Origin of the sequence: Nonomuraea sp. NPDC048901 (genome assembly GCF_040649695.1) — a bacterium.
Lineage (GTDB): Bacteria > Actinomycetota > Actinomycetes > Streptosporangiales > Streptosporangiaceae > Nonomuraea.
This window is the reverse complement of sequence record NZ_JBEZFW010000031.1, coordinates 61,882-81,630: the sequence shown is the minus strand read 5'-3', so window position 1 is coordinate 81,630 and position 19,749 is coordinate 61,882. Positions and strand designations below refer to the sequence as shown.

Below are 19,749 nucleotides of genomic sequence, written 5' to 3'. Positions count from 1 at the left end.
GCTGAGGGGACGACATGTGGCCGTTCTCCGCTGACACGGTCCTGAGCGTGCTCCCCGAGCCGGTACGGAGCCTGCTCCCCCGCCCTCGCCGGATACAGAAGTGCGCGGGTGGCGTACGCATCGAACTGCGGCACGTCGGCGGCCCCGGCACGGAGTCGGCCGCCCGCGTCCTCGAAGACCGGCTGCGCGCGGCCGGGGTGGACCGGGCCGAGGTGAACGGCGCGCTCGGCTGCGTGTTCGTAGGCTGCGACGCGGCCACGGCCGATCTGGACAAGCTCACGGCCATCGTCGACGAACTCGACCTGGACGGCGCCGGTGGCCCGGTGGCGCTCGACGGGGTGCAGCAGCAGGCCCGCGCCGCGATGAGCCTCGGCCTGCACGTCCTGGGCACCGGGCTCGCGCTGGCCGGCCGGGTCGCCCGCCTGCCGAGTCTGCCGGCGGCCGTGCCCGCCGTCCTGTCGCTGGCCGAGCACACCCCGCGGATCCGGCGCGAGCTGGAGCGGTACATGAGCGTTCCCACCGCGGAGGCGGTGGTCGCGTCCACTCGCCTGGTCTCCCAGACGTTGGCGGTACGGCCCGTGTCGATGCTCGTCGACTCCGTCGCGGCGGCCATCCGCTTCGTCGACTCGTGCGCCGGGCGGCGGGCCTGGGAGCTGCGCGAGGAGGAGTTCGCCGACGCCGACGGGGCGTACCGGCACATCAAGGTCGCGGAGCGGCCTCGGCCTGTTCCGCTGCCGCACGGGCCCGTCGAGCTGTACGCCAACGCCGCGAGCACCGCCACGGTGGTGACGCAGGCGGTCACGACCGTGGTGGGCGGCGGCCACGAGCGGGGGCTCTCCGTGCTCATCACGGGGATCCCGAAGGCCGCGCACTTCGGCAGGGACGCCTTCACCAGCGTTCTCGCGCGCGCCCTGGCCAACCGCGGTGGAATGGTGCTCCACCGCCGCGCGCTGGGCCGCCTGGATCGCGTCGGCACGGTCCTCCTCGACGCCGCCGCGCTGACCACGGGCGGGTGGACGATCGACGGCATCGTCCCGCTCGGCGAAAACCTTGGCACGGACCACCGCGCGAACCTCGGCACAGACCACCGCACGGACATCGGCGCGGACCACCGCTCGGACATCGGCGCGAACCTAGGCACAGACCACGGCGTGGACAAAAGCCTGGACGAGCTGCACGCGCAGATCTACACGCTGCTCGACCTCACCGATCCGGCGGCCCGGCGCGAGCGGGACGGCTGGTCGGCGGGGCCGTACTCGGCGACGCGCGAGCCCGCGGAGGTGCGGAAGTGGCGCCGCCAGGGGATCCGGCCGATCAGCGTCTCTCGGCAGGGAGTCCCGGTCGCGCTGGTCGGGGTGGCGCCGGAGCTCCACCCGCTGGCCGAAGCCGTGGTCGCCGCCGCGAAATGCGCCGGTGACGTGGTCCTGGCCGGTGGGGAGGCGTACCTCGGCCCGCGACTCGGTGTGGACCGGGTCGTCGACGGCGGCTCCCGGCTGGTCGCCGCACTTCGGTCGCTGCAGTCCGAAGGACACGTCGTGGCCCTGGTGTCCCGTACGTCGAGGCGCGGCCTGCGCCAGGCGGACCTGGGCATCGGCGTGCTCAGGGGGGCGCGGCGCGTGCCGTGGGACGCCGACGTGATCAGCGACCTCGACGGGATCCACCTGCTGCTGCGCTGCGTCCCGTACGCGAAGAAGGCCAGCAGGCGCAGCGTGCGGGTGGCCGCCGCGGCGGGGGTCGTCGGCGCGGGCCTGGCCGTGCTCGGCCCGGCCCCGACGGCGGTGGCGCGGGCGAACCTGGTACGCGACTGCGCCTCGGTGGCCGCCTTGGTCACCGGGGAGTGGGTGGGACGGAACGTCAGGCGGACGGCGCCGCCGGTGCCCGCCGATCGCACGCCGTGGCACGCGATGGCGGTGGCCGACGTCCTCGACCTGCTGCGTACGTCGCCGCACGGGCTGAACGAGAGGGAGGCCGAGCGCCGCAGGACGAAACCGGCGCGGCCGGATTCCGCCGGGCCCACCTCCCTGGTCATGGCGTCTCTGGAGGAGCTCGCCAACCCGTTGACCCCGGTCCTGGCGGCGGGCGCGGGGCTGTCGGCATCGGTCGGTTCGGTCCTGGACGCCGTACTGATCGGCGGCGTGATGGTGGTCGACGCCGTCATCGGCGGGGCGCAGCGGCGCGGCGCCGACCGGGAGGTGCACCGGCTCACCGAGGTCACCGCCGTCCGGGTCCGCCTGCGCAGGCCCGGCGGCGGCGTCTCCGGCGTCGCCGACGACCTGGTGAAGGGGGACGTGATCGAGCTGCGCGCCGGTGACGCCGTACCGGCCGACGGCAGGCTGATCCAGGCGGTCAACCTGGAGATCGACGAGTCCACGCTGACGGGCGAATCGCAGCTCGTGTCCAAGACCGCGGCGCCCACCGTGGCCGCCGCCGTCGCGGATCGCCGATCCATGGTGTACGAGGGCACTACGGTGGCGGCCGGTCACGGACTGGCCGTGGTCGTGGCGACCGGGGAGGAGACCGAGGCGGGCCGGACCGCCGGGCTGGCCACCGAGAGGCCGCCGGTGAGCGGTGTGGAGCTGCGGCTGCGCAGGCTGAGCCGCCGCATCCTGCCCGCCGCGATCGGGTCGGGCCTGGTCCTGATGGTGACCAACCTGCTGCGCGGCTCGCCCCTTTCCGCGGCTCTCGCCCCCGCGGTCAGCCTGGCCGTCGCCGCGGTCCCCGAAGGGCTGCCCTTCATCGCGACCGTGGCCGAGCTCGCCTCCAGCAAACGGCTCTCCCAGCGCAACACGCTGGTCCGCAACCCGTCGACGATCGAGGCCCTGGGCCGGGTCGACGTGCTCTGCTTCGACAAGACCGGGACGCTGACCGAAGGCCACATCAGCCTGCGCCAGGTCTCGGACGGAAGCCACGCCCGGCCGGTCGAGACGTTGACGCCGGAGCTGAAGGTGATCGTCGGCGCGGCGCTCCGGGCGGGCCCCCGCTTCGAGGGCGGGCGGGCCATCCCCCATCCGACGGACCGCGCCGTCGTGGACGGTGCCGCCAAGCTCCACGTGGCGCCCAAGGACGGCCTTCGGGAGTGGCACCGGGTCGACGAGCTGCCGTTCGAGCCCGCCCGCGGCTACCACGCGGTGCTCGGCCTGTCCGAGTCGGGTCACCTGCTGAGCGTCAAGGGAGCCCCCGAGGTCGTCCTCGACCGCTGCACCCACCTGATCCGCGGTGGCGAGCAGGTGCCCATGGGCCCGAGGACCAGGCGTGAGCTGGAGAAGGAGGTGGAAAGGCAGGCGTTGCAGGGCTTCCGCGTGCTCGCCGTCGCCGAGCGTGAGGCGTCCAGCCGCGCCGATCTCGACGAGGCCCGCATCCAGCGCTTGTGCTTCCTGGGCTTCCTCTGCCTGGCCGATCCCGTACGGCCCACGGCGAAGCGGAGCGTCGAGGGGCTGATGGGCGCCGGCGTGCGGGTCATCATGATCACTGGTGACCATCCGAGCACGGCCGAGGCCATCGCCGCCGAGATCCACGTTCTGAACGGTCAGCGGGTGATGACGGGACCCGAGCTGGAGCGGCTGGACGACGACGCCCTGGCCGAGGTGCTGCCCGAGGTGGCGGTGTTCGCGCGTACCACGCCCGAGCACAAGGCCCGCATCGTCTCCTGCCTGCGGCGCGCCGGCAAGGTGGTGGCCGTGACCGGTGACGGCGCCAACGACGTCCCCGCGATCCGGCTCGCCGACATCGGCATCGCCCTCGGACCACGTGCCGTCCCGGCCGCCAGGGCCGCCGCCGACATCGTGGTGATCGACGATCGCATCGAGACGATCATCGACGCGATCTCCGAGGGCCGGGCGATGTGGGGCTCCGTCCGCGACGCGCTCGGCATCCTGCTCGGCGGGAACGTCGGAGAGATCGCCTTCACGGTCGGCTCTAGCCTGCTGTCCAGGCGCAGCGCGCTGAACGCCCGCCAGTTGCTCCTGGTCAACCTGCTGACCGACATGCTGCCCGCCATGGCCGTGGCCGTTCGCCCGCCGAACGCCGAGACCCCGGAGAAGCTGCTCGCCGAGGGGCCGGAGGTCTCGCTCGGCGCCGCCCTGACCCGGGACATCTACGTACGCGCGGTCACCACCGCGGCGGCGGCGACCGCGGCGTGGCTGCTCGGCCGGATGACGGGCACACCGCGCCGCGCGTCCACCGTCGGGCTCATCGGCCTGGTGGGGGCGCAGCTGCTGCAGACGCTGTCGGTGGGGGATGGGGATCGGCTGGTGTTCCTCGCGTCGGTGTCGTCGCTGGCGGCCCTCATGGTGATCATCTCCGTCCCGGGGCTCAGCCAGGTCTTCGGCTGCCGTCCGGTCGGCCCGTTCGGCTGGGCCATCGGGCTGGGCTGCGCCGGGGCGGCGGCGCTGGTGGCGGGGCTGATGGAGCGGGCGAGCACGGGGTAGTCATCAGCGGTTCACCATATAGACACCTGAATTGTGGCCTTATCGCAACTTTTGTGGCTGATTATCCTCATAACGGTAGGTTTACTGATGTGAGGTACTCAGTGTCTGAATTTCTGGCCTCTGTGCTCGCGAAGGCGGGCATGATGCTCCTGGAAATGCTGATCGCGCGGATCGTCCAGGCGCTGGTCACGTCCCTCGCGGGCCGCACCGCGCTCCGCCTGGCCTGATCTCGCCGCGCGCGTCTTCCGGTCAGGGCCTTTGTTTCCCGTACGGCACAGCCGCCCCACCCGCCACCCGCCGCACATGACTGGGGGCCTCCAGGAAAACGGCCGCTGAACCCGCACGTGGCCGGGCGCCGTTACGTGCGCATAGTTGACCATCTCCATGGTTTCGCCGCGTGATCGCCTCTAGGCTGGCAAGCGTAGCTACACAAGCGCTTGCTCAAGCAAGGAGAGGCACGTGCGGCGGTTCAGGTTCGGGGCGGTGGTGCGGCAGGCGGAGTCGGGCAAGGCGTGGGCGGACAAGGCCAGGCGGCTGGAGAGTGCCGGGTTCGACGTGCTGCTCGTGCCCGACCACCTGGTCGGTCCGCGATTCGCCCCCGTTGCGGCGCTGGCCGCCGCCGCGAGCGTGACGACGCGGCTTCGGGTGGGGACCCTTGTGTTCGCGAACGACTTCCGGCATCCGGCCGTGCTGGCCAAGGAGACGGCGACCCTCGACGTGCTGTCCGACGGGCGGCTCGACGTGGGACTCGGGACCGGCTGGATGGCCGAGGACTACCAGCGGGCCGGCCTGCCGTTCGAGCCGCCCGGGGTGCGCGTGGACCGGCTGGCCGAGGCCGTGGCGGTGCTCAAGGGGCTGTGGGGCGACGGGCCGTACACCTTCGACGGGGCGCACTACCAGATCCGGGCGCTCGACCAGCAGCCCAAGCCCGTGCGGCGGCCGCACCCGCGGCTGCTCCTGGGCGGCGGCGGGCCGCGGATGCTGCGGCTGGCCGCCCGGGAGGCCGACGTGGTGAACCTGGGGATGCGGGTACGCGCCGACGGCACCGGACCCGACGGGAACGACGGCGGGCGGCAGGCGTTCATGGACAAGCTGCGGACGGTACGCGCGGCCGCCGGCGACCGCTACGACCGGCTGGAGCTGGGCACGAGCGTGGTGCAGGTGGGCGTACGCAAGCCGGAGGAGACCTGGAGCGCCGCCGACACCTCACAGCTGGACGAGACACCGCAGGTACTCCTCGGCACCCACCACGACATCGTCGACAAGCTCCGCTACTGGCGGGACGAGCATGATATTTCGTATTTCGTGGTGCACCACGAGCGCGACCTCGACGCCTTCACCCCGATCGTCGAGGAACTCGCTACGGGGTGAGGATCACCTTACCCATGGTGTTCCTGCTCTCCAGCGCCGCATGGGCGGCCGCGGCCTGCTCCAGCGGGAAGGACTGGACGGCCGGCGTGAGCTCGCCGTTCGCCGCCGCCTCCAGCGCCCGCTCCTGCAGGTCGTCCATGCCGCCCTGGCGGCCGAGGAGGTAGGCGAGAGCGTCGTACGAGGTCACGCCGCGGGCCGTCAACTCGTCCTTCTCAGGATGGAACCACTCCCCCGACGCCTGCCCGAACACAACCTGCCGCCCACCCTCGAGGAGTTCGAAGGCGGTCCTGCCGAGTGCGCCACCGACCCCGTCGAAGACGATCGTGACGTCGCCGACCGACTCCCGCACGACATCCGTCCAGCCGGGCGTGCTGTAGTCGACCGCCAGGTCGGCGCCCAGCGAGCGAACTCGGGCCGCCTTCGCGGGGCCGCCCGCCGCTCCGACGACCGTCGCGCCCACCCGGTGGGCGTACTGGACGAGCAGCGTGCCGATCCCCCCGGCGGCGGCCATGACCAGCACCACGTCCGAGGCCGTCACGGGCGCGACCTCCAGCAGTCCCAGCGTGGTGGCGCCGGTTGAGAGCATGGCGACCGCAGCGCCGTACTCCAGCCCGTCAGGAAGCACCGTCAGACCGGCGGCGGGCGCGACGGCGAGCGACGCGTAGCCGCCCGACGTCACCTCGGAGGTCACCACACGACTGCCCAGCAGGCCGGGGCCGACGCCCGCACCGACCGACTCCACCACCCCGGCCACCTCGTGGCCGAACGTCGTGGGCAGGTCGGGCGCGGGGTGCGGGCCGATCGGGATGCCCCGCCTGAACAGGGTCTCGATGAAGTGCACACCGACAGCGTGTACGGCGATGCGGATCTCGCCGGGGCCCGGCAAGGGATCGGGGACGGACTCATAGCGGAGGTTCTCGGCAGGGCCGTAGGAATAGAGCTTTATCGCGTGCATGCCGCCCAGCCTGCTACCTGAACCACGGTTGAGGTCAACCGTGCCGGATGATGGAAGTCATGGACGAGATGGTGTTGCTCAGGCACGGCGCGACAGAGTGGAGCAAGGCGGGCAAGCACACGGGCCGCACCGATGTGCCGTTGCTGCCCGAGGGCGAGGAGCAGGCGCGGGCGCTGGCGCCGCTGGTCAAGGAGATGACGTTCGATCTGGTGCTGGTGTCCCCCGCCCAGCGAGCCCGCCGGACGGCGGAGTTGGCCGGGCTGGAGGCGTACGAGGTGGACGCGGATCTGTGGGAGTGGGACTACGGCGGCTACGAGGGCATCACCACGCCCGAGATCCGGGAGACCCGGCCGGGCTGGTACCTGTGGCGTGACGGCGTGACCCCCGGCGACGCCGAGCATCCCGGGGAGAGCGCGACCGACGTGGGCGCGCGCGCCGACCGGGTGATCGCCAGGGCCAAGGCGGCCGAGGGGCGGGTGGCGCTGGTGGCGCACGGGCACTTCCTGCGCGTGCTGACGGCCCGCTGGCTGGACCTGCCGCCCACCGACGGCCGCCTGTTCAAGCTCGACACCGGCACGTACTCACGGCTGGGCTACGAACACGCCGAACCCGTGGTGACCACCTGGAACGCACCGGTCGCCTGACCCCGGCGAGCAGCCCGACGCTAACCCGATGTGCCTCCGGGCGCCAGACGGCTGCCGGGGAAGGGCGACAGGAGGGTCTCGCGCCACGGCCCGTCGAGGAAGTCGCGGGCCCGCCTGGCCCAGTCGAGCAGGCGCGGGTCCGGCGGCACCTCGTCGTCCAGCCCGAGGGCGGCGTCGCGGGCCCGCTGGGTGCGCAGGTGGTCGTCGAGCGACACGCCCCAGACCGTGACGGCCTCGGTGTCGCAGAACAGCACCTCGTACAGGCCGACCAAGTGATGCCCGTGCTCGGCCAGCAGCGGGGCGCGTTCGGTGCGGACCGCCTCCAGGTAGTCGAGGGCGGCGCCGGGTCGTACGCGGGCGCTCTCGAACACGTAGAACTCGGCGGTGGCCACCTCGCTCAGGTCCGGGCAGCCCGGCACGGCGCCGAGCGGGCGGGAGAAGGCGGAGAAGCGCAGGTCGTCGATGTCGGACAGGAACAGACGGTCGTCCACCCCACGGTAGATCTCCATCATCTGGCGCCAGCCGCCGTCCCAGCCGCCGTGGCAGTCCCACAGCGTGACCGCCTTGAACTGCGGGTGCCCGGTGATGCCCACGGCGTAGAAGGCGCCGGCCAGGTCGATCTCGCGGGACCTGATGGACATGCCGGAGGTCAGCGTGGGCGCCTGGCGGGCCTCGTCCTCGCGCTTGTAGCGGGTCAGCCAGGTGAGGTACTCCATCGGGCGCCGGGAGTTCATCGGCCGGAAGTCGACCTCTTCGAGAAGGTAGATCCCACGCCGCATCCAGGGCTCCTTTGACCAAGCGATTGCTCGGCCTCAACCCTAGCCGATCAAGCGACCGCTTGGGTAGGCTGCGGCCCTCTCCCCGTCAGCCACTCCAGCACCCTGCGGTGCCCGGAGGTGGCGTCCTCGAAGTGTCCCCAGTGCCAGTAGCGCGGCTGGTCACGAAGACCCGTGACCCACGTGCGATAGGAGACGGCGGCACCGGAGGGCGCGACGCCGTAGGTGCGGATCACGACCTTGCCGCCGGGTGCGAAGAGCACGTCGTCGGCGATCGGATAAAGGGTCATCTGGTCGAGCATGTGCTGATCATGGAGTCCGCCGGAGGCGGGGCGGTTACGCCTCCGGCGCGCCCCCGTTAAGGGGGCCCGCCGGAGGTTAACAACCTGTTACACCAGGAGGCCGTCGAACTCCCCATCCTTCACTCCGAGCACGAGGGCTCGGATCTCGTCGCGGGTGTAGATCAGGGCCGGGCCATCGGGGAAGCGCGAGTTGCGCACCGCCACCCCGCCGTCGGGGAGCTTCGCGAGCTCGACGCAGTTCCCCTGTGAGTTGCTGTAGTGGCTCTTGCGCCAGGCGACCTGCTGCAGGTCAGTCGCGGGCATGCCGTTGTAGGTCTGCTTCATCTACATCTTTCTGAGAAGACCGCCGATGAGCTCGACGGTGCCCCCTGGCGTGGTGCTCTCCACGCATAACTGCTCCATAGCCGTGAGATATGGATCGATGTCCTCACGCTTGTCCAGGTACAGGGCACCCCAGAGCTGCTCGACATAGACAACGTCCGACAAGTCGGACTCGGGAAATCGCAAGATGCTGAACGCGCCACCTTCAGCGGCGTGCATGCCATATCTGAAGGGCATCACCTGAATGGTGATATTGGGAAGGGCAGCGACTTCCAGCAAGTGCTGAAGCTGCTCGGACATGACCTCCCGCCCGCCGATGGTCCTCTTGAGGGTCGCTTCGTCGATGACCGCCCACAGTCGCGGGCCGTCCTTCTGCGTGAAGCGCTCTTGTCGCTGCATGCGCAGATGCACGCGGCGCTCGATCTGCCCAGGGGTCTCATCGGGGTTGCCGAGTTGGTATACCGCGCGTGCGTATGCTGCCGTCTGCAACAGACCGGGCACGAACTGCACCTCATAGGTACGGATCACGCTGGCTGCTTCCTCTAGCCCCACGTACGTGGTGAACCACGCGGGCAGAACGGCTGAATACTTGTGCCACCACCCGGGGGTGTTGGCTTCGCGGACCATCTCCAGCAGGGCACGGCGCTCGGCGTCGTCGACGACGCCGTACAGGGTGAGCAGGTCCTCCACATCGCGTGTCTTGAATCCGACGCGACCGAGTTCCATACGGCTGATCTTCGACTCGGACGCCCGGATGTGGAATCCGGCCTGGTCGCGGGTGAGCTCGCTGGCTTCACGCAGCCGCCGCAAACTGGCGCCAAGCATGATGCGCCGAACGGTCGAACCTGAACCGGGCGGATCGAGGGACACGTGCTGCTCCTTGGTCGTTTCCTTAGCACACAGTCTGTCACTCCACGGCCGAAAGATCATATGCCGCGGACAAGATCCCCTTTCCCACTGATTGACCTTTTGGGGCAACGGTAGCGCTTGCACACGGTGTCTGCACGTGCATTCGCTCTTGCACCTGCACGAGAGTTTGCTCCAGAATGATCAACGTGCAATCCACCACGGCGACGCAGGGCTCGTGGACCACGTTCGACTGGTGGCCCCCGGTCGGGTGGTGGCCGGAGGCCGCGCGTGACCTGCTGGTCCCAGGCCCGGCCTCGAGCGCCACGTTCGTCCTCCCGCCCACGGCGTCCTCGATCCACTCCGTCCGCAGCTTCACCAACGGCACCCTGACGGGATGGGGGCTCGGTGAGCTGATCGAGAACATGGAGCTGGTGGTCTCCGAACTGGCCACCAACGCCCTGCGACACGGATTACGCCTGGCCGAGCCGCATTGCCATCGCCCGGTCCACATGTCCCTGGTGCGCCGCGGCGCGCTGGTTACCAGCGCCTTCACCGATCCAGGCTCATCGGTGCCCGTGCTGAGATACCCTGGCCCTCTCGACACCGGCGGCCTCGGACTCCACATCGTCGAATCGCTCAGCCACCGATGGGGCTGGTCCGCACTCGCGCCCCACGGGAAGATCGTCTGGGCAGTCCTCTCCTGACCGGGGGTGATCTGCATTACCGTGGATGCTCATGGCTCACGGTGAGTCCCTGCGTGCGACCCCATGAGAGTGCTGACAGATGGATGATCACCTGCTCGGCTGGCTAAGAACACTTGACGAAGACAGGCTGGGCCGCATCCTGGCGACCCGGCCCGACGCCATCGCGGCCCCCTGGCCGCGGCGGCTCGACACCCTTGCCCAGCGGCTCGGCAACGGATTCGCCGTGATGGAGGCCCTGCGCGGCCTGCCCCTTCCCTGCCTTGAGCTGGCTCAGGCGTGCCTGGTCGTGCGGCACGCCACTCCCGAGCGGCTGGCGGCCTTCCTCGGCGTGCCGGCCGAGGAGCTGACCCCCTGGCTCGACCTCCTGCATGACCACGCGCTGGCCTGGCCCGACGGCGAGGGCGTCATCCGCCTGGCCGAGCCCGTGTCGCGGTGGTGGACCGCGCCCCTCGGCCTGGGCGAGCCGCTCGACCACTACCTCAACTCCTGGACGATCAGCAACGACACGCTGCGCTCGCTCGCCAGAAACCTGGGGCTCCCGCCCGACGGCAACAAGCGCCGCACGGTCAGCCGGGCCAGCGAGGTGCTCGGCGACCGGGACCGGCTCGACGCGCTGCTGCGCACCGCCCCCGAGGGCACGGTCCGGCTGCTGGACAGCTTCGCCTGGGAGGGCCCCGTACGCGATGTCGACGGCGGCCGGTTCGTCATGCCCGGCACGCCGGAGAAGTGGGCCGCCGACCACGGGCTCCTCTACCGGCCGAGCTGGCACGTGGCCGAGATGCCGCGCGAGGTGGCGCTCGGCCTGCGCGGCAGCGACTACCACCCGCCCTTCACCCCCGAACCACCCGAGGTGGCCACAATCCCGATCGACCCGGAAGAGGTCGACCATCTGATGACGCTGGCCGCTCCGCACGTGGTGGAGCGGTGCGCGGCACTGCTCGACAACGCCTCCAAGGCGCCGCTGCCGCTGCTCAAGACCGGCGGCGTGGGCGTGCGCGAGGTACGCAGGATGGCCAAGGAGACCGGCTGCGACGAGGACGAGACCCGGCTGCTGCTGGAGATCTGCACCGTGGCCAGGCTGCTGGCCTGGGACGAGCCGTCCGGCGGCATGATCCCCACCGAGCGGTTCGACCGCTGGCGGCTCGACGAGGGCTCGGCCAGGCTGCGGGTGCTGCTGTCGGCCTGGTGGCGCATGGAGCGCTCGTCGCTGCGCAAGATCGACGGCAAGTACGGCACCGTGCTGGGCGACGACCAGTCGGGCGCCGCCGTGGCGCGCGTGCGCCGGGCGGTGCTGTCGGTCCTGTCCCACCTGCCGGCCGGCACGGCCTTCGCCGATCGCGCCGGCCTGGTCCGCAACGTCCACTGGCACTCCCCGATGCTCGACCAGGACCTGCTGGCCGAGTGCGCGTCCGCGGTGCTCGTCGAGGCGCGGCTGCTCGGCCTGCTGGCCAACGACTCGCTGACCGACCTGGGCAGGGCGCTGGCCGGGCTGGCCGCCAAGGCGGGCGAGGAGAGCGACGACGCGGTGCCGCTGGTCGAGCACGACCCGATACTCGCGGAGGCGTCGACCAGGGCGCTGGCCAGCGTGCGCAGGAGCGCGCTGTTCGGCCCCGACCTGACCGCGGTGGTGACGGGACCGCCGTCGGCCGAGCTGGCCGCGCTGCTCGACCGGGTGGCCGAGCGGGAGTCGCGGGGCGCGGCCTCGGTGTGGCGGTTCACCACCGAGAGCGTGCGCCGCGCGCTGGACCACGGCTACGAGGCCGACGAGCTGCTGGAGGAGCTGTCCGGCGTCGGCACCGTCCCGCAGCCGCTCGAATACCTCGTACGCGACGTGGCCCGCCGGCACGGCGAGGTGACGGTGACCACGGTGGGCTGCGTGGTGCAGGCCTCCGACCCGACCCTGCTCGCCGAGATCGCCGCTCACCGGCGGCTGAGCCGGCTCGGCCTGCGGTTGCTCGCGCCCACCGTGCTGGTGAGCTCGGCGGGCGCCGAACGGACACTCGCCGCGCTGCGCGAGCACGGCTACTCGCCCGTCCCCGTCACCGACGGCGGTGAGATCACGATCCGCCGCACCCGCGTCGAGGAGCCCCACAACGGCAAGCTCATCCTGCTGCCCGGCGGCCAGGTGGCCGAGCTGTCGGAGCTGGCGGCGATCGGCGGGGCCGAGGCGATCCCGCACATCATCGCCGAACCGATCCCCGACCCGCACGAGCACGCCGCCCGCCTGATCAGCGCCAGCCGGGCGGCGAACGAGCGCGCCGGGCGCACCTGGGCCGTCATCGGCCGGATGGCGACCAGGCTGCCCACGGCGCAGCAGTCGCTGCTGGGCTTCGTCGTGGACCGCGGCGTGCGGGCCGGCATCACGCTGACCGACGGCCTGACCGCGACGATCAGCCATGGCGAACTCAAGGGCGGCGCCCTCGACGCCTGGTGCGAGGAGGCCGGCGACTACCTGGAGTTCCCGCTGGCCGAGATCGTCGAGGTCACGGGAGCTTATTAGCGTCTGCGATTCTCTGTGTTTGCCGGGGGATTTCCGGCATTCCGGGCGGGCGTGGCGCGTGGCGGGCCACCTGCGTACGTTCCCAGGGGGAGTACGGGGGTGGCTGCGACACGGTGGAAGCCAGTCCGGTGGTGAGAATTGCGTACAGGCCCTGTACGTCCCGCCGGTGAGCGGGATGCCTGGGGTGCCTGGCCCGCCGGACGCTTTCCCATCCCGGGCGTGCCGGGGTCGGGGGCGGGCACCGTGCGCCGGTCGGGCACACGGCTGAACGTCTTGGTGCGGCTGACCTGCCGCCGTTTGGGGGTCGGCCGGGTCTTGGCGCGCGCCCGGGCCGGTGGGCGTGGATGCACATCGGTCTGGGTGCGCCGGGCCCGACGAGCCGCGCGGGTGGGCCTGTTGCGGCGGCGCGCCCGGGTCACGTTGCCTTCCACCACCACCGCGATGGTGCGCACGCCGGTGCCCGGGGCGGTCCGGGTGTGGCGCTGGCCGAGCAGGCCGCGGGCGGCGATCCGCTCGGCCGCGGCATGATCGCGGTCGCACGACAGCCCGCACGCCGGACAGTAGGCCCACTTCCAGCCACGCTCGCCCGGCCGGTCAGGCGCCGGAACATGCCGCAGCACGCTGCCACCCTCACCGCAGCGTGGACAGTAGCGGGAGGTGCCCCGTGCGGGCACCGTCACCACCGCGACACCGTCCTTGGCGGCCAGATGCCGGATCGCCTCGATCACCATGCCGCGCACCTGCCCCGACAACGCCGCATTGCCCCGGCGGACCCCACGCGCCTCCAGCGTGGCCAGATCCTCCAGATAGATCGCCCCGGCACCGAGCGCGACCGCCTGATCCACCGCCCACCGCGCCGCCGACCAGGCCAGCGCATGATCAAGCCGCCGGATCCGGGCACACACCCGCTCATGCTCCACCGCCACTACCCGTAGCCCGCGCTCCAGCGCCACACGGCGCACATCATGGGCATCGGCGGTATTCAGCCCGGACAGCAGTGCCGCGCAGTGATCGCGTTTGGCGGCCAGGTGTTCACGGTGGCCGCGCAGCCGGTGCAGCTTGGCCGAGATCACCGTGGCGTCGTAGCGCAGCATCCGCCCGTCGGTGCACACCCGGCCCTCGCGCGGTTGGCCGTCGCGCAGCCGGGCGACGGAGCCGGTCAGCAGCGTGTTCACGCCCCAGTCCAAGCCCAGAGCCACCGTGTGGCCGACTGCCCGCGCTGAGGGGATCGGGCTCTGGAACGGCAGATCGATACGCACCCGGCCGTCGGCGATGCGCACCGTGGGAGTGCACGGCCGGGCCTGGGCTCCGACAGTGGGCGGCAGCGTCATCGCGATGGCATGCCACGCCCAATCCTTGCGGGAGGCCGGAGTCGCCTTCAGCGGCAACTGCACCCGCAACATCGCGCTGGACTCGCCGGTGCGAATCAGGGTGACCAGTTGCCTGTCGGCCGCCGCCAGCACTGCCTGGGCGGCCACCCGGGGCGGCTCCTCCACCTCGGTGAGGTCACCCGGCAACACGCCATCGCGCTCCAGCACGGCGCGGATCTGCCGGGTACGGTTACGGATCTCGGCGGCGCTGACCCCCTGCGGCAGCGCCGCGCGCAACGCCTTCCGCTCCACCTCGTCACGCCGCCGGGGATCCCGCGGCCACGTGGCCAAGATCGCCGCCACGACGCCCCGCCGATGCACCGCCGCCCGCAACATGCGAGCCGCCTGCTCCTCCGCGCACCGCCGCACCCGATCCGAGAGATACACCCCACCACTGCCCGCTGCGGCAGCACACCCCCAGCCCAGCCGGCGGATCGCCACCCACCCCTTGATCGGCAACACCCGCCCATCCGGCCCCACCCCACCGGCCAGAAGATCCAGATCCCGCGCATCCCACCGTTCAGCGACGATCCCGGCCGTCATCGCCTGGGTCAGCGCGGTCAGCCAGGCCACCCGCTCACCCAGCACCGGCCCGGCCACCACCTCCCCACTCGCCTCCACCACAGCCCGATACCCGGTACAGGATGCGGTCGCCACCAACGCCACCATGCGCACCCGCCCCTCCCCGAACCATCAGTCACATCATGTGCACGCGACGCTACACACCGCCACCGACAATCCCGGAGTCACCCAACCCCACCGCTCGCCGATCCCGGCACGAAACAGACGATCGGATGATCCGAAACACATCTCCACCCACATTCGCTCAGCGAATCAGGACAAGCGTTCATACCTTCTTCAGGTTGGCCACGAGGCCTTCCACGAAGTCGGCGTAGCCCTGGTAGCTGTAGGGGGCCTCGGCGCTCCACGGGTAGAGATGCCCGGCCTTGACGGCGGGCAGCTTGGCGAAGGTGGGCTTCTTCATCATCTCGGCGGGCTTGAGCGACTGGGTGCGGGTGTCGTAGAGGATGACGTCGGCGTCGTAGGTGTCGGCGTTCTCCCAGCTCAGCGTCTGGAAGAAGCCGCCCTCGTCGACCTTGGCGGGCGTGACGACGGTCAGGCCGTTCTGGGTGAGGTGCACGATGTCCGGATACTCCGGCGGGTTCACCACCCACATGGCGTCGGGGCCGGCCGAGACCATGAGGATCTTGAGGTCCTTGAACGCGGCCAGCTCCTTGCCGGCCGCCGCCAGCCGGGCCTTGGCCTCCGGCACCCCCTGCAGGTCCGCGCCCAGCGACGTGGCCAGCTCCTCGTACTTGCCGATCACCTCCATGGCGCTGCGCCCGGTGAGCATGATGCCGGCCGTCGGGGCGATCTGCTCGATCGTGGCCTTCGACTTCTCCGGTACGTACCAGAGCGTGCCCTTGATGTACATGCTGCTGACCAGCAGGTCGGGCTGGAGCGCGATGTACTGCTCCACGTTGAACTCGTCCCACACGTTGCCCAGCCCCGTGACCTTGGTGATGTCGACGTTGCCCACCTGGGGGTCCCTGGCGCCGTCCTTGAGCTTGTGCGGGCCGAAGACGCCGACCGGGCGCACGCCGAAGTCCCACAGCGCCGCCGCGGCGCCGACCTGGGCGACCACCCGGGTGGGGCGCTTGGGCAGGCTGAGCTTCTTGTCCCGGTCGTCGGTGAACGTCCACGCGCTGGCCGCGCCCGACGCGCCGGTCGGGGCCGCCTGGGTGGCGGCGCCCTCGCCGCCGCAGGCCGCCAGCGTCAGGGCCGCCGCGACGCCCGCCGTGGCCGCGAAAAAGCCCCTGCGAGGCAGTACCGGTCCCGACATGTCCATCTCCTAAGGTTAGGCTTGCCTTGGTTGTGGGGCTTTACCTTAGCCTCGCCTAAATGTGACCGTGACGAAAGGGGTGCGGGTTGCCCGCGGTAAAAGAGCGCCCGGCCGAGGTCGAGCCCGTGGCGTCCCGGGGGCGTCCGGCGGCGCTGGCCGGTGGGCTGGTGGTCGTGTTCGGCGTGCTGGTGCTGGGGGCGATGGCCAGCGTGGCGCTGGGCGCCCGATCGGTGCCGCTGTCCACGGTGCTGGACGCGCTGACCGCCCCCAACGGGTCCGGCGACCACACGGTCATCCGCGAGTTACGCGTCCCGCGGACCCTCCTGGGCATCGGCGTGGGGGCCGCGCTCGGGCTGGCGGGCGCGCTGATGCAGAGCCTGACCCGCAACCCGCTGGCCGATCCGGGCCTGCTCGGCATCAACGAGGGCGCCGCGCTGGGTGTCACCCTCGCGCTCGGGCTGTTCGGGCTCACGGACCCGGCCGTCTACGTGTGGTTCGCCTTCGGCGGCGCCGCCGTGGCCTCCGTCGTCGTCTACGCGCTGGGCTCGGCCGGCCGCTCGGGCGCCGGTCCGGTACGCCTGGCGCTGGCCGGCATCGCCGTCGGCATGGTGTTCACGGCGGTGGCCTCGGCCATCCTGCGCATGGACCCGCAGACGTTCGACCGGATGCGGTTCTGGCTCACCGGCTCGCTGGCCGGGCAGACCTCCGACGTGCTGCTGCGGATCGCGCCCTTCATGGTCGTCGGCCTGGTGGTGGGGCTGCTGCTGGCAAGGCCGCTGAACATGCTGGCGCTCGGCGACGACGCCGGCAAGGCCCTGGGCGTGGCCGTCACCCGTACGCGGGTCCTCACGGCCGTGTCGGTCACGCTGCTCTGCGGCTCCGCCACGGCGGCGGCCGGGCCGCTGTGGTTCGTCGGGCTGGCCGTGCCGCACGCCGTACGCGCGGTGGTGGGCCAGGATCAGCGGTGGGTGCTGCCGTACACGCTGCTGGCCGCTCCGGCGCTGCTGCTGGCGGCGGACGTGGCCGGGCGGCTCATCGCCCGGCCCGGCGAGGTGCAGGTGGGCATCATGTGCGCCGTGGTCGGCGCGCCGATCTTCATCCTGATGGCCAGGCGCAGGAGGCTGGCCGCGCTATGAGCTTCCGCTTCGGTCCCTGGTCCGTACGGCTGGCGCCGCGGGCCCTCGTCGTCGCCCTGGTCCTCGTCCTGGTCGCGTTCGCCGTGACCGTGGCTGCGATCTCGACCGGCGAGTTCACCGTGTCCGTACCCGACGTGCTGACCGCGCTGTTCGGCCAGGGCACGCCCGTCGCCGAGCTGATCGTGAGCAAGCTGCGCGCGCCCCGGGTGGTCACCGGGCTGCTGGTGGGCGCGGCGTTCGGCCTGAGCGGCGCGATCTTCCAGAGCCTGACCAGGAACCCGCTCGGCAGCCCCGACTTCATCGGCTTCACCGCCGGCGCCTCGACGGGCGGCATCCTCGGCGTGATCGCGGGCGGCACGGCGCTGCAGATCGCGGGCGGCGCGCTGGCGGGCTGCGTCGGCACCGCCGTGCTGGTGTACGCGCTGGCCCATCGCGGGGGCGTGCAAGGCTACCGGCTGGTCCTCGTCGGGATCGGCGCGAACGCGCTGCTCCTGTCCGCCAACTCCTACCTGCTGACCAGGGCCAACATCAACGACGCCGCGACCGCGGGCGCGTGGCTCACGGGCAGCCTCAGCGGGCGCGGCTGGGACCACGCGATCCCGGTGGCGGTGGCGCTCGCGGCGCTGCTCCCGGTCTGCGCCGCCGTGTCGCGGCCGATGCGAATGCTGGAGATGGGCGACGACTCGGCGCGGGCCATGGGCATCAGGGTCGAGGCCGTACGGGCCACGGCCATCACCGCGGGCGTGCTGCTGTGCGCGGTCGCCACGGCCGCCGCCGGACCGGTCATCTTCGTCGCCCTGGCGGCTCCGCAGCTGGCCAGGCGGCTGACCCGGTCGCCCGGCGTGACGATGGGCGCCTCGGCGCTCATGGGCGCCGTCCTCCTGACCGGCGCCGACCTGGCCGCCCAGCGCGTACTCGCCCCCACACAACTGCCTGTCGGCGTGCTCACGGCCGCGATCGGCGGCGCCTACCTCGCCCTGCTCCTCCGAAAGGACCGCCACTGATGCTCCTCCGAAAAGCCCGCCACTGATGTTCGCGCGAAAGGACCGCCACTGATGGCAACCCCCCGGTCCGCCCGGCTGTCGGGCAGCGACCTCACCCTCGCCTACGACCAGCGCGTCGTGGCGGCCGAGCTGGACGTGACGATCCCCGACGAGTCGTTCACCGTGATCATCGGCCCGAACGCCTGCGGCAAGTCCACCCTCCTGCGCGCCCTGGCCAGAATGCTCAAGCCCAGGAAGGGCGCGGTCCACCTCGACGGCAGCGTGATCACCTCACTGCCGTCGAAGGAGGTGGCCAGGCGACTCGGGCTGCTGCCGCAGAGCTCGATCGTGCCCGACGGCATCACCGTGACGGACCTGGTGGCCCGCGGCCGCTACCCGCACCAGAAGCTGATGCGGCAGTGGTCACGCGCGGACGAGACCGCGGTGAGCGAGGCGATGCGCGCCACCGACGTGTCCGAACTGGCCGACCGGATCGTGGACGAGCTGTCCGGCGGCCAGCGGCAGCGCGTATGGCTGGCGATGGCGCTGGCCCAGGAGACGCCGATCCTGCTGCTCGACGAGCCGACCACGTTCCTGGACATCTCCCACCAGATCGAGGTGCTGGACCTCTGCGCCGACCTGCACGAGGCCGGCCGCACGATGGTGGCGGTCCTGCACGACCTCAACCAGGCGTGCCGCTACGCCACGCACCTCATCGTCATGCGCGACGGCGCCATCGTGGCCGAGGGCGACCCGGCCGGGATCGTCACGCCCGACCTGGTCGCCCAGGTGTTCGACCTGCGCTGCGAGATCATCGAAGACCCACAGTCGGGCACTCCGCTCATCATCCCGGAGGCGCGCCGCCAGGTGAGAACGACGGCCTGATCCACCGGCTCCCCCCTCTCATCCCGCTCTCAGCCCACCAGGGCCCCGACCAGGGCGGTGATCGCGTCGCGGGCGCGGGCCTCGCCGTACTCCTCCCTGAGCACGCCCGCCACCTCCGCGGCGGTCGCCGCCAGGAGCGCGTGGGACAGGACGTCCGCGTCGGACCCCGGGCGCGAGGCCGCCAGCAGGATGGCCGCGTGGCGGTGCCAGAAGCGGTAGGCCCCGATCCGGTAGCGGGCGCCCGGACTGGCCGTCTCGGACATGCGTACCAGGTCGAGGTGGGCGAACACGTAGTCCAGATAGGCGTCGACGAAGGCGGTGAGCCGGTCGCGCGCGGGCGCGCCGGGGCCTAGCGGCGGCGGGCCGGACAGGATGCGTTCCTGCAGCACCCGCTCGCGCTCGTCGAGCAGCGCCACCGCCAGCCCCGACTTGTCCCCGAATCTGCGGAACAACGTGCCCTTCCCCACCCCGGCCTCCGTCGCTATCGCATCCATGGAGACCGCTTCGACACCCTTCTCAGCGAACAGTCTGGCCGCGGCGGCAAGGACCTTCTCCCTGTTGCGCGCCGCGTCCGCACGTTCGTTGACCGGGCCCCCGCGAAGCAGTTCCAGTCTCTGTCTTGACGAACCGGACCGCGGTCCGTTAGCTTTCGAGCCATCCACAAACCGGACTGTAGTCCATTT

General features: G+C 71.6%; 17 protein-coding genes. 9 read left to right on the top strand and 8 right to left on the bottom strand.

Annotation, left to right across the window (positions count from 1 at the left end; genetic code table 11):
- Positions 1-14 precede the first annotated feature (14 nt).
- From AB0C30_RS54955 to AB0C30_RS54945, 3 genes are all read left to right on the top strand, one after another.
- Positions 15-4,427, top strand: a complete 4,413-nt coding sequence (locus tag AB0C30_RS54955) for a cation-translocating P-type ATPase (RefSeq protein ID WP_357960072.1) — start codon at positions 15-17, stop codon at positions 4,425-4,427.
- A gap of 101 nt (positions 4,428-4,528) precedes the next feature.
- A complete protein-coding gene (locus AB0C30_RS54950) occupies positions 4,529-4,654 on the top strand; it encodes a hypothetical protein (protein WP_357960069.1) in 126 nt (41 codons plus the stop codon).
- A 232-nt stretch (positions 4,655-4,886) separates the two neighbouring features.
- Positions 4,887-5,798 carry a TIGR03621 family F420-dependent LLM class oxidoreductase gene (locus AB0C30_RS54945; protein ID WP_357960066.1) on the top strand — a complete coding sequence of 304 codons (912 nt, stop codon included), beginning with the start codon at positions 4,887-4,889 and terminating at the stop codon, positions 5,796-5,798.
- On the opposite strand, the gene AB0C30_RS54940 is transcribed toward AB0C30_RS54945, so the two are convergent.
- Positions 5,788-6,753 (bottom strand): zinc-binding dehydrogenase, encoded by a 966-nt coding sequence (locus AB0C30_RS54940; protein WP_357960063.1) that lies wholly within the window; start codon positions 6,751-6,753, stop codon positions 5,788-5,790. The two genes, AB0C30_RS54945 and AB0C30_RS54940, sit on opposite strands and share 11 nt — an antisense overlap.
- Positions 6,754-6,812: 59 nt before the next feature.
- Here AB0C30_RS54940 and AB0C30_RS54935 point away from each other — a divergent pair, with 59 nt between their 5' ends.
- Positions 6,813-7,397 carry a histidine phosphatase family protein gene (locus AB0C30_RS54935; RefSeq protein ID WP_357960061.1) on the top strand — a complete coding sequence of 195 codons (585 nt, stop codon included), beginning with the start codon at positions 6,813-6,815 and terminating at the stop codon, positions 7,395-7,397.
- Positions 7,398-7,417: 20 nt separating this feature from the next.
- Here AB0C30_RS54935 and AB0C30_RS54930 read toward each other — a convergent pair whose 3' ends face one another.
- The 4 genes from AB0C30_RS54930 to AB0C30_RS54915 form a co-directional block, all read right to left on the bottom strand.
- Complete coding sequence (locus AB0C30_RS54930; RefSeq protein ID WP_357960058.1) at positions 7,418-8,176, bottom strand: hypothetical protein; 759 nt, start codon at positions 8,174-8,176, stop codon at positions 7,418-7,420.
- 47 nt (positions 8,177-8,223) lie between these two features.
- Positions 8,224-8,475: a hypothetical protein gene (locus AB0C30_RS54925; protein ID WP_357960055.1), complete on the bottom strand. Its 252-nt coding sequence runs from the start codon at positions 8,473-8,475 to the stop codon at positions 8,224-8,226.
- An 87-nt stretch (positions 8,476-8,562) separates the two neighbouring features.
- Positions 8,563-8,799 carry a DUF397 domain-containing protein gene (locus AB0C30_RS54920; RefSeq protein ID WP_225299640.1) on the bottom strand — a complete coding sequence of 79 codons (237 nt, stop codon included), beginning with the start codon at positions 8,797-8,799 and terminating at the stop codon, positions 8,563-8,565.
- The gene (locus AB0C30_RS54915; protein ID WP_225299863.1) at positions 8,800-9,621 is read right to left on the bottom strand and encodes a helix-turn-helix transcriptional regulator; all 822 of its coding nucleotides are present in this window, start codon (positions 9,619-9,621) and stop codon (positions 8,800-8,802) included.
- A 221-nt stretch (positions 9,622-9,842) separates the two neighbouring features.
- Here AB0C30_RS54915 and AB0C30_RS54910 point away from each other — a divergent pair, with 221 nt between their 5' ends.
- Together AB0C30_RS54910 and AB0C30_RS54905 are read left to right on the top strand one after the other, a co-directional pair.
- Positions 9,843-10,349 carry an ATP-binding protein gene (locus AB0C30_RS54910; RefSeq protein ID WP_357960052.1) on the top strand — a complete coding sequence of 169 codons (507 nt, stop codon included), beginning with the start codon at positions 9,843-9,845 and terminating at the stop codon, positions 10,347-10,349.
- A 79-nt stretch (positions 10,350-10,428) separates the two neighbouring features.
- Complete coding sequence (locus AB0C30_RS54905; protein WP_357960050.1) at positions 10,429-12,849, top strand: helicase-associated domain-containing protein; 2,421 nt, start codon at positions 10,429-10,431, stop codon at positions 12,847-12,849.
- Here AB0C30_RS54905 and AB0C30_RS54900 read toward each other — a convergent pair.
- Positions 12,846-14,876, bottom strand: a complete 2,031-nt coding sequence (locus tag AB0C30_RS54900) for a zinc ribbon domain-containing protein (RefSeq protein ID WP_357960047.1) — start codon at positions 14,874-14,876, stop codon at positions 12,846-12,848. The two genes, AB0C30_RS54905 and AB0C30_RS54900, sit on opposite strands and share 4 nt — an antisense overlap.
- A 190-nt stretch (positions 14,877-15,066) precedes the next feature.
- The gene (locus tag AB0C30_RS54895) at positions 15,067-16,062 is read right to left on the bottom strand and encodes an ABC transporter substrate-binding protein (protein WP_357960045.1); all 996 of its coding nucleotides are present in this window, start codon (positions 16,060-16,062) and stop codon (positions 15,067-15,069) included.
- Positions 16,063-16,148: 86 nt separating this feature from the next.
- On the opposite strand from AB0C30_RS54895, the gene AB0C30_RS54890 reads away from it, so the two are divergent.
- From AB0C30_RS54890 to AB0C30_RS54880, 3 genes are read left to right on the top strand one after another with little or no spacing between them, the layout of a single operon-like run.
- Positions 16,149-17,198, top strand: a complete 1,050-nt coding sequence (locus AB0C30_RS54890) for an iron chelate uptake ABC transporter family permease subunit (protein WP_357960042.1) — start codon at positions 16,149-16,151, stop codon at positions 17,196-17,198.
- Positions 17,195-18,202, top strand: a complete 1,008-nt coding sequence (locus AB0C30_RS54885) for an iron chelate uptake ABC transporter family permease subunit (RefSeq protein WP_357960039.1) — start codon at positions 17,195-17,197, stop codon at positions 18,200-18,202. The genes AB0C30_RS54890 and AB0C30_RS54885 overlap by 4 nt, the downstream gene beginning before the upstream one ends.
- A gap of 51 nt (positions 18,203-18,253) precedes the next feature.
- Complete coding sequence (locus tag AB0C30_RS54880) at positions 18,254-19,066, top strand: ABC transporter ATP-binding protein (protein ID WP_357960036.1); 813 nt, start codon at positions 18,254-18,256, stop codon at positions 19,064-19,066.
- A 29-nt stretch (positions 19,067-19,095) separates the two neighbouring features.
- Here the strand turns inward: AB0C30_RS54880 and AB0C30_RS54875 are convergent, their stop codons facing one another.
- Positions 19,096-19,728 (bottom strand): helix-turn-helix domain-containing protein, encoded by a 633-nt coding sequence (locus AB0C30_RS54875; protein ID WP_357960034.1) that lies wholly within the window; start codon positions 19,726-19,728, stop codon positions 19,096-19,098.
- Between the last annotated feature and the right edge of the window lie 21 nt (positions 19,729-19,749).

Bases quoted from the DNA above. Each gene is read 5' to 3' on its own strand.
- AB0C30_RS54955 (WP_357960072.1), top strand. From the start codon at position 15: ATGTGGCCGTTCTCCGCTGACACGGTCCTGAGCGTGCTCCCCGAGCCG.
- AB0C30_RS54940 (WP_357960063.1), bottom strand. From the start codon at position 6,753: ATGCACGCGATAAAGCTCTATTCCTACGGCCCTGCCGAGAACCTCCGC.
- AB0C30_RS54935 (WP_357960061.1), top strand. From the start codon at position 6,813: ATGGACGAGATGGTGTTGCTCAGGCACGGCGCGACAGAGTGGAGCAAG.
- AB0C30_RS54930 (WP_357960058.1), bottom strand. From the start codon at position 8,176: ATGCGGCGTGGGATCTACCTTCTCGAAGAGGTCGACTTCCGGCCGATG.
- AB0C30_RS54925 (WP_357960055.1), bottom strand. From the start codon at position 8,475: ATGCTCGACCAGATGACCCTTTATCCGATCGCCGACGACGTGCTCTTC.
- AB0C30_RS54920 (WP_225299640.1), bottom strand. From the start codon at position 8,799: ATGAAGCAGACCTACAACGGCATGCCCGCGACTGACCTGCAGCAGGTC.
- AB0C30_RS54915 (WP_225299863.1), bottom strand. From the start codon at position 9,621: ATGCTTGGCGCCAGTTTGCGGCGGCTGCGTGAAGCCAGCGAGCTCACC.
- AB0C30_RS54910 (WP_357960052.1), top strand. From the start codon at position 9,843: ATGATCAACGTGCAATCCACCACGGCGACGCAGGGCTCGTGGACCACG.
- AB0C30_RS54905 (WP_357960050.1), top strand. From the start codon at position 10,429: ATGGATGATCACCTGCTCGGCTGGCTAAGAACACTTGACGAAGACAGG.
- AB0C30_RS54895 (WP_357960045.1), bottom strand. From the start codon at position 16,062: ATGTCGGGACCGGTACTGCCTCGCAGGGGCTTTTTCGCGGCCACGGCG.
- AB0C30_RS54885 (WP_357960039.1), top strand. From the start codon at position 17,195: ATGAGCTTCCGCTTCGGTCCCTGGTCCGTACGGCTGGCGCCGCGGGCC.
- AB0C30_RS54880 (WP_357960036.1), top strand. From the start codon at position 18,254: ATGGCAACCCCCCGGTCCGCCCGGCTGTCGGGCAGCGACCTCACCCTC.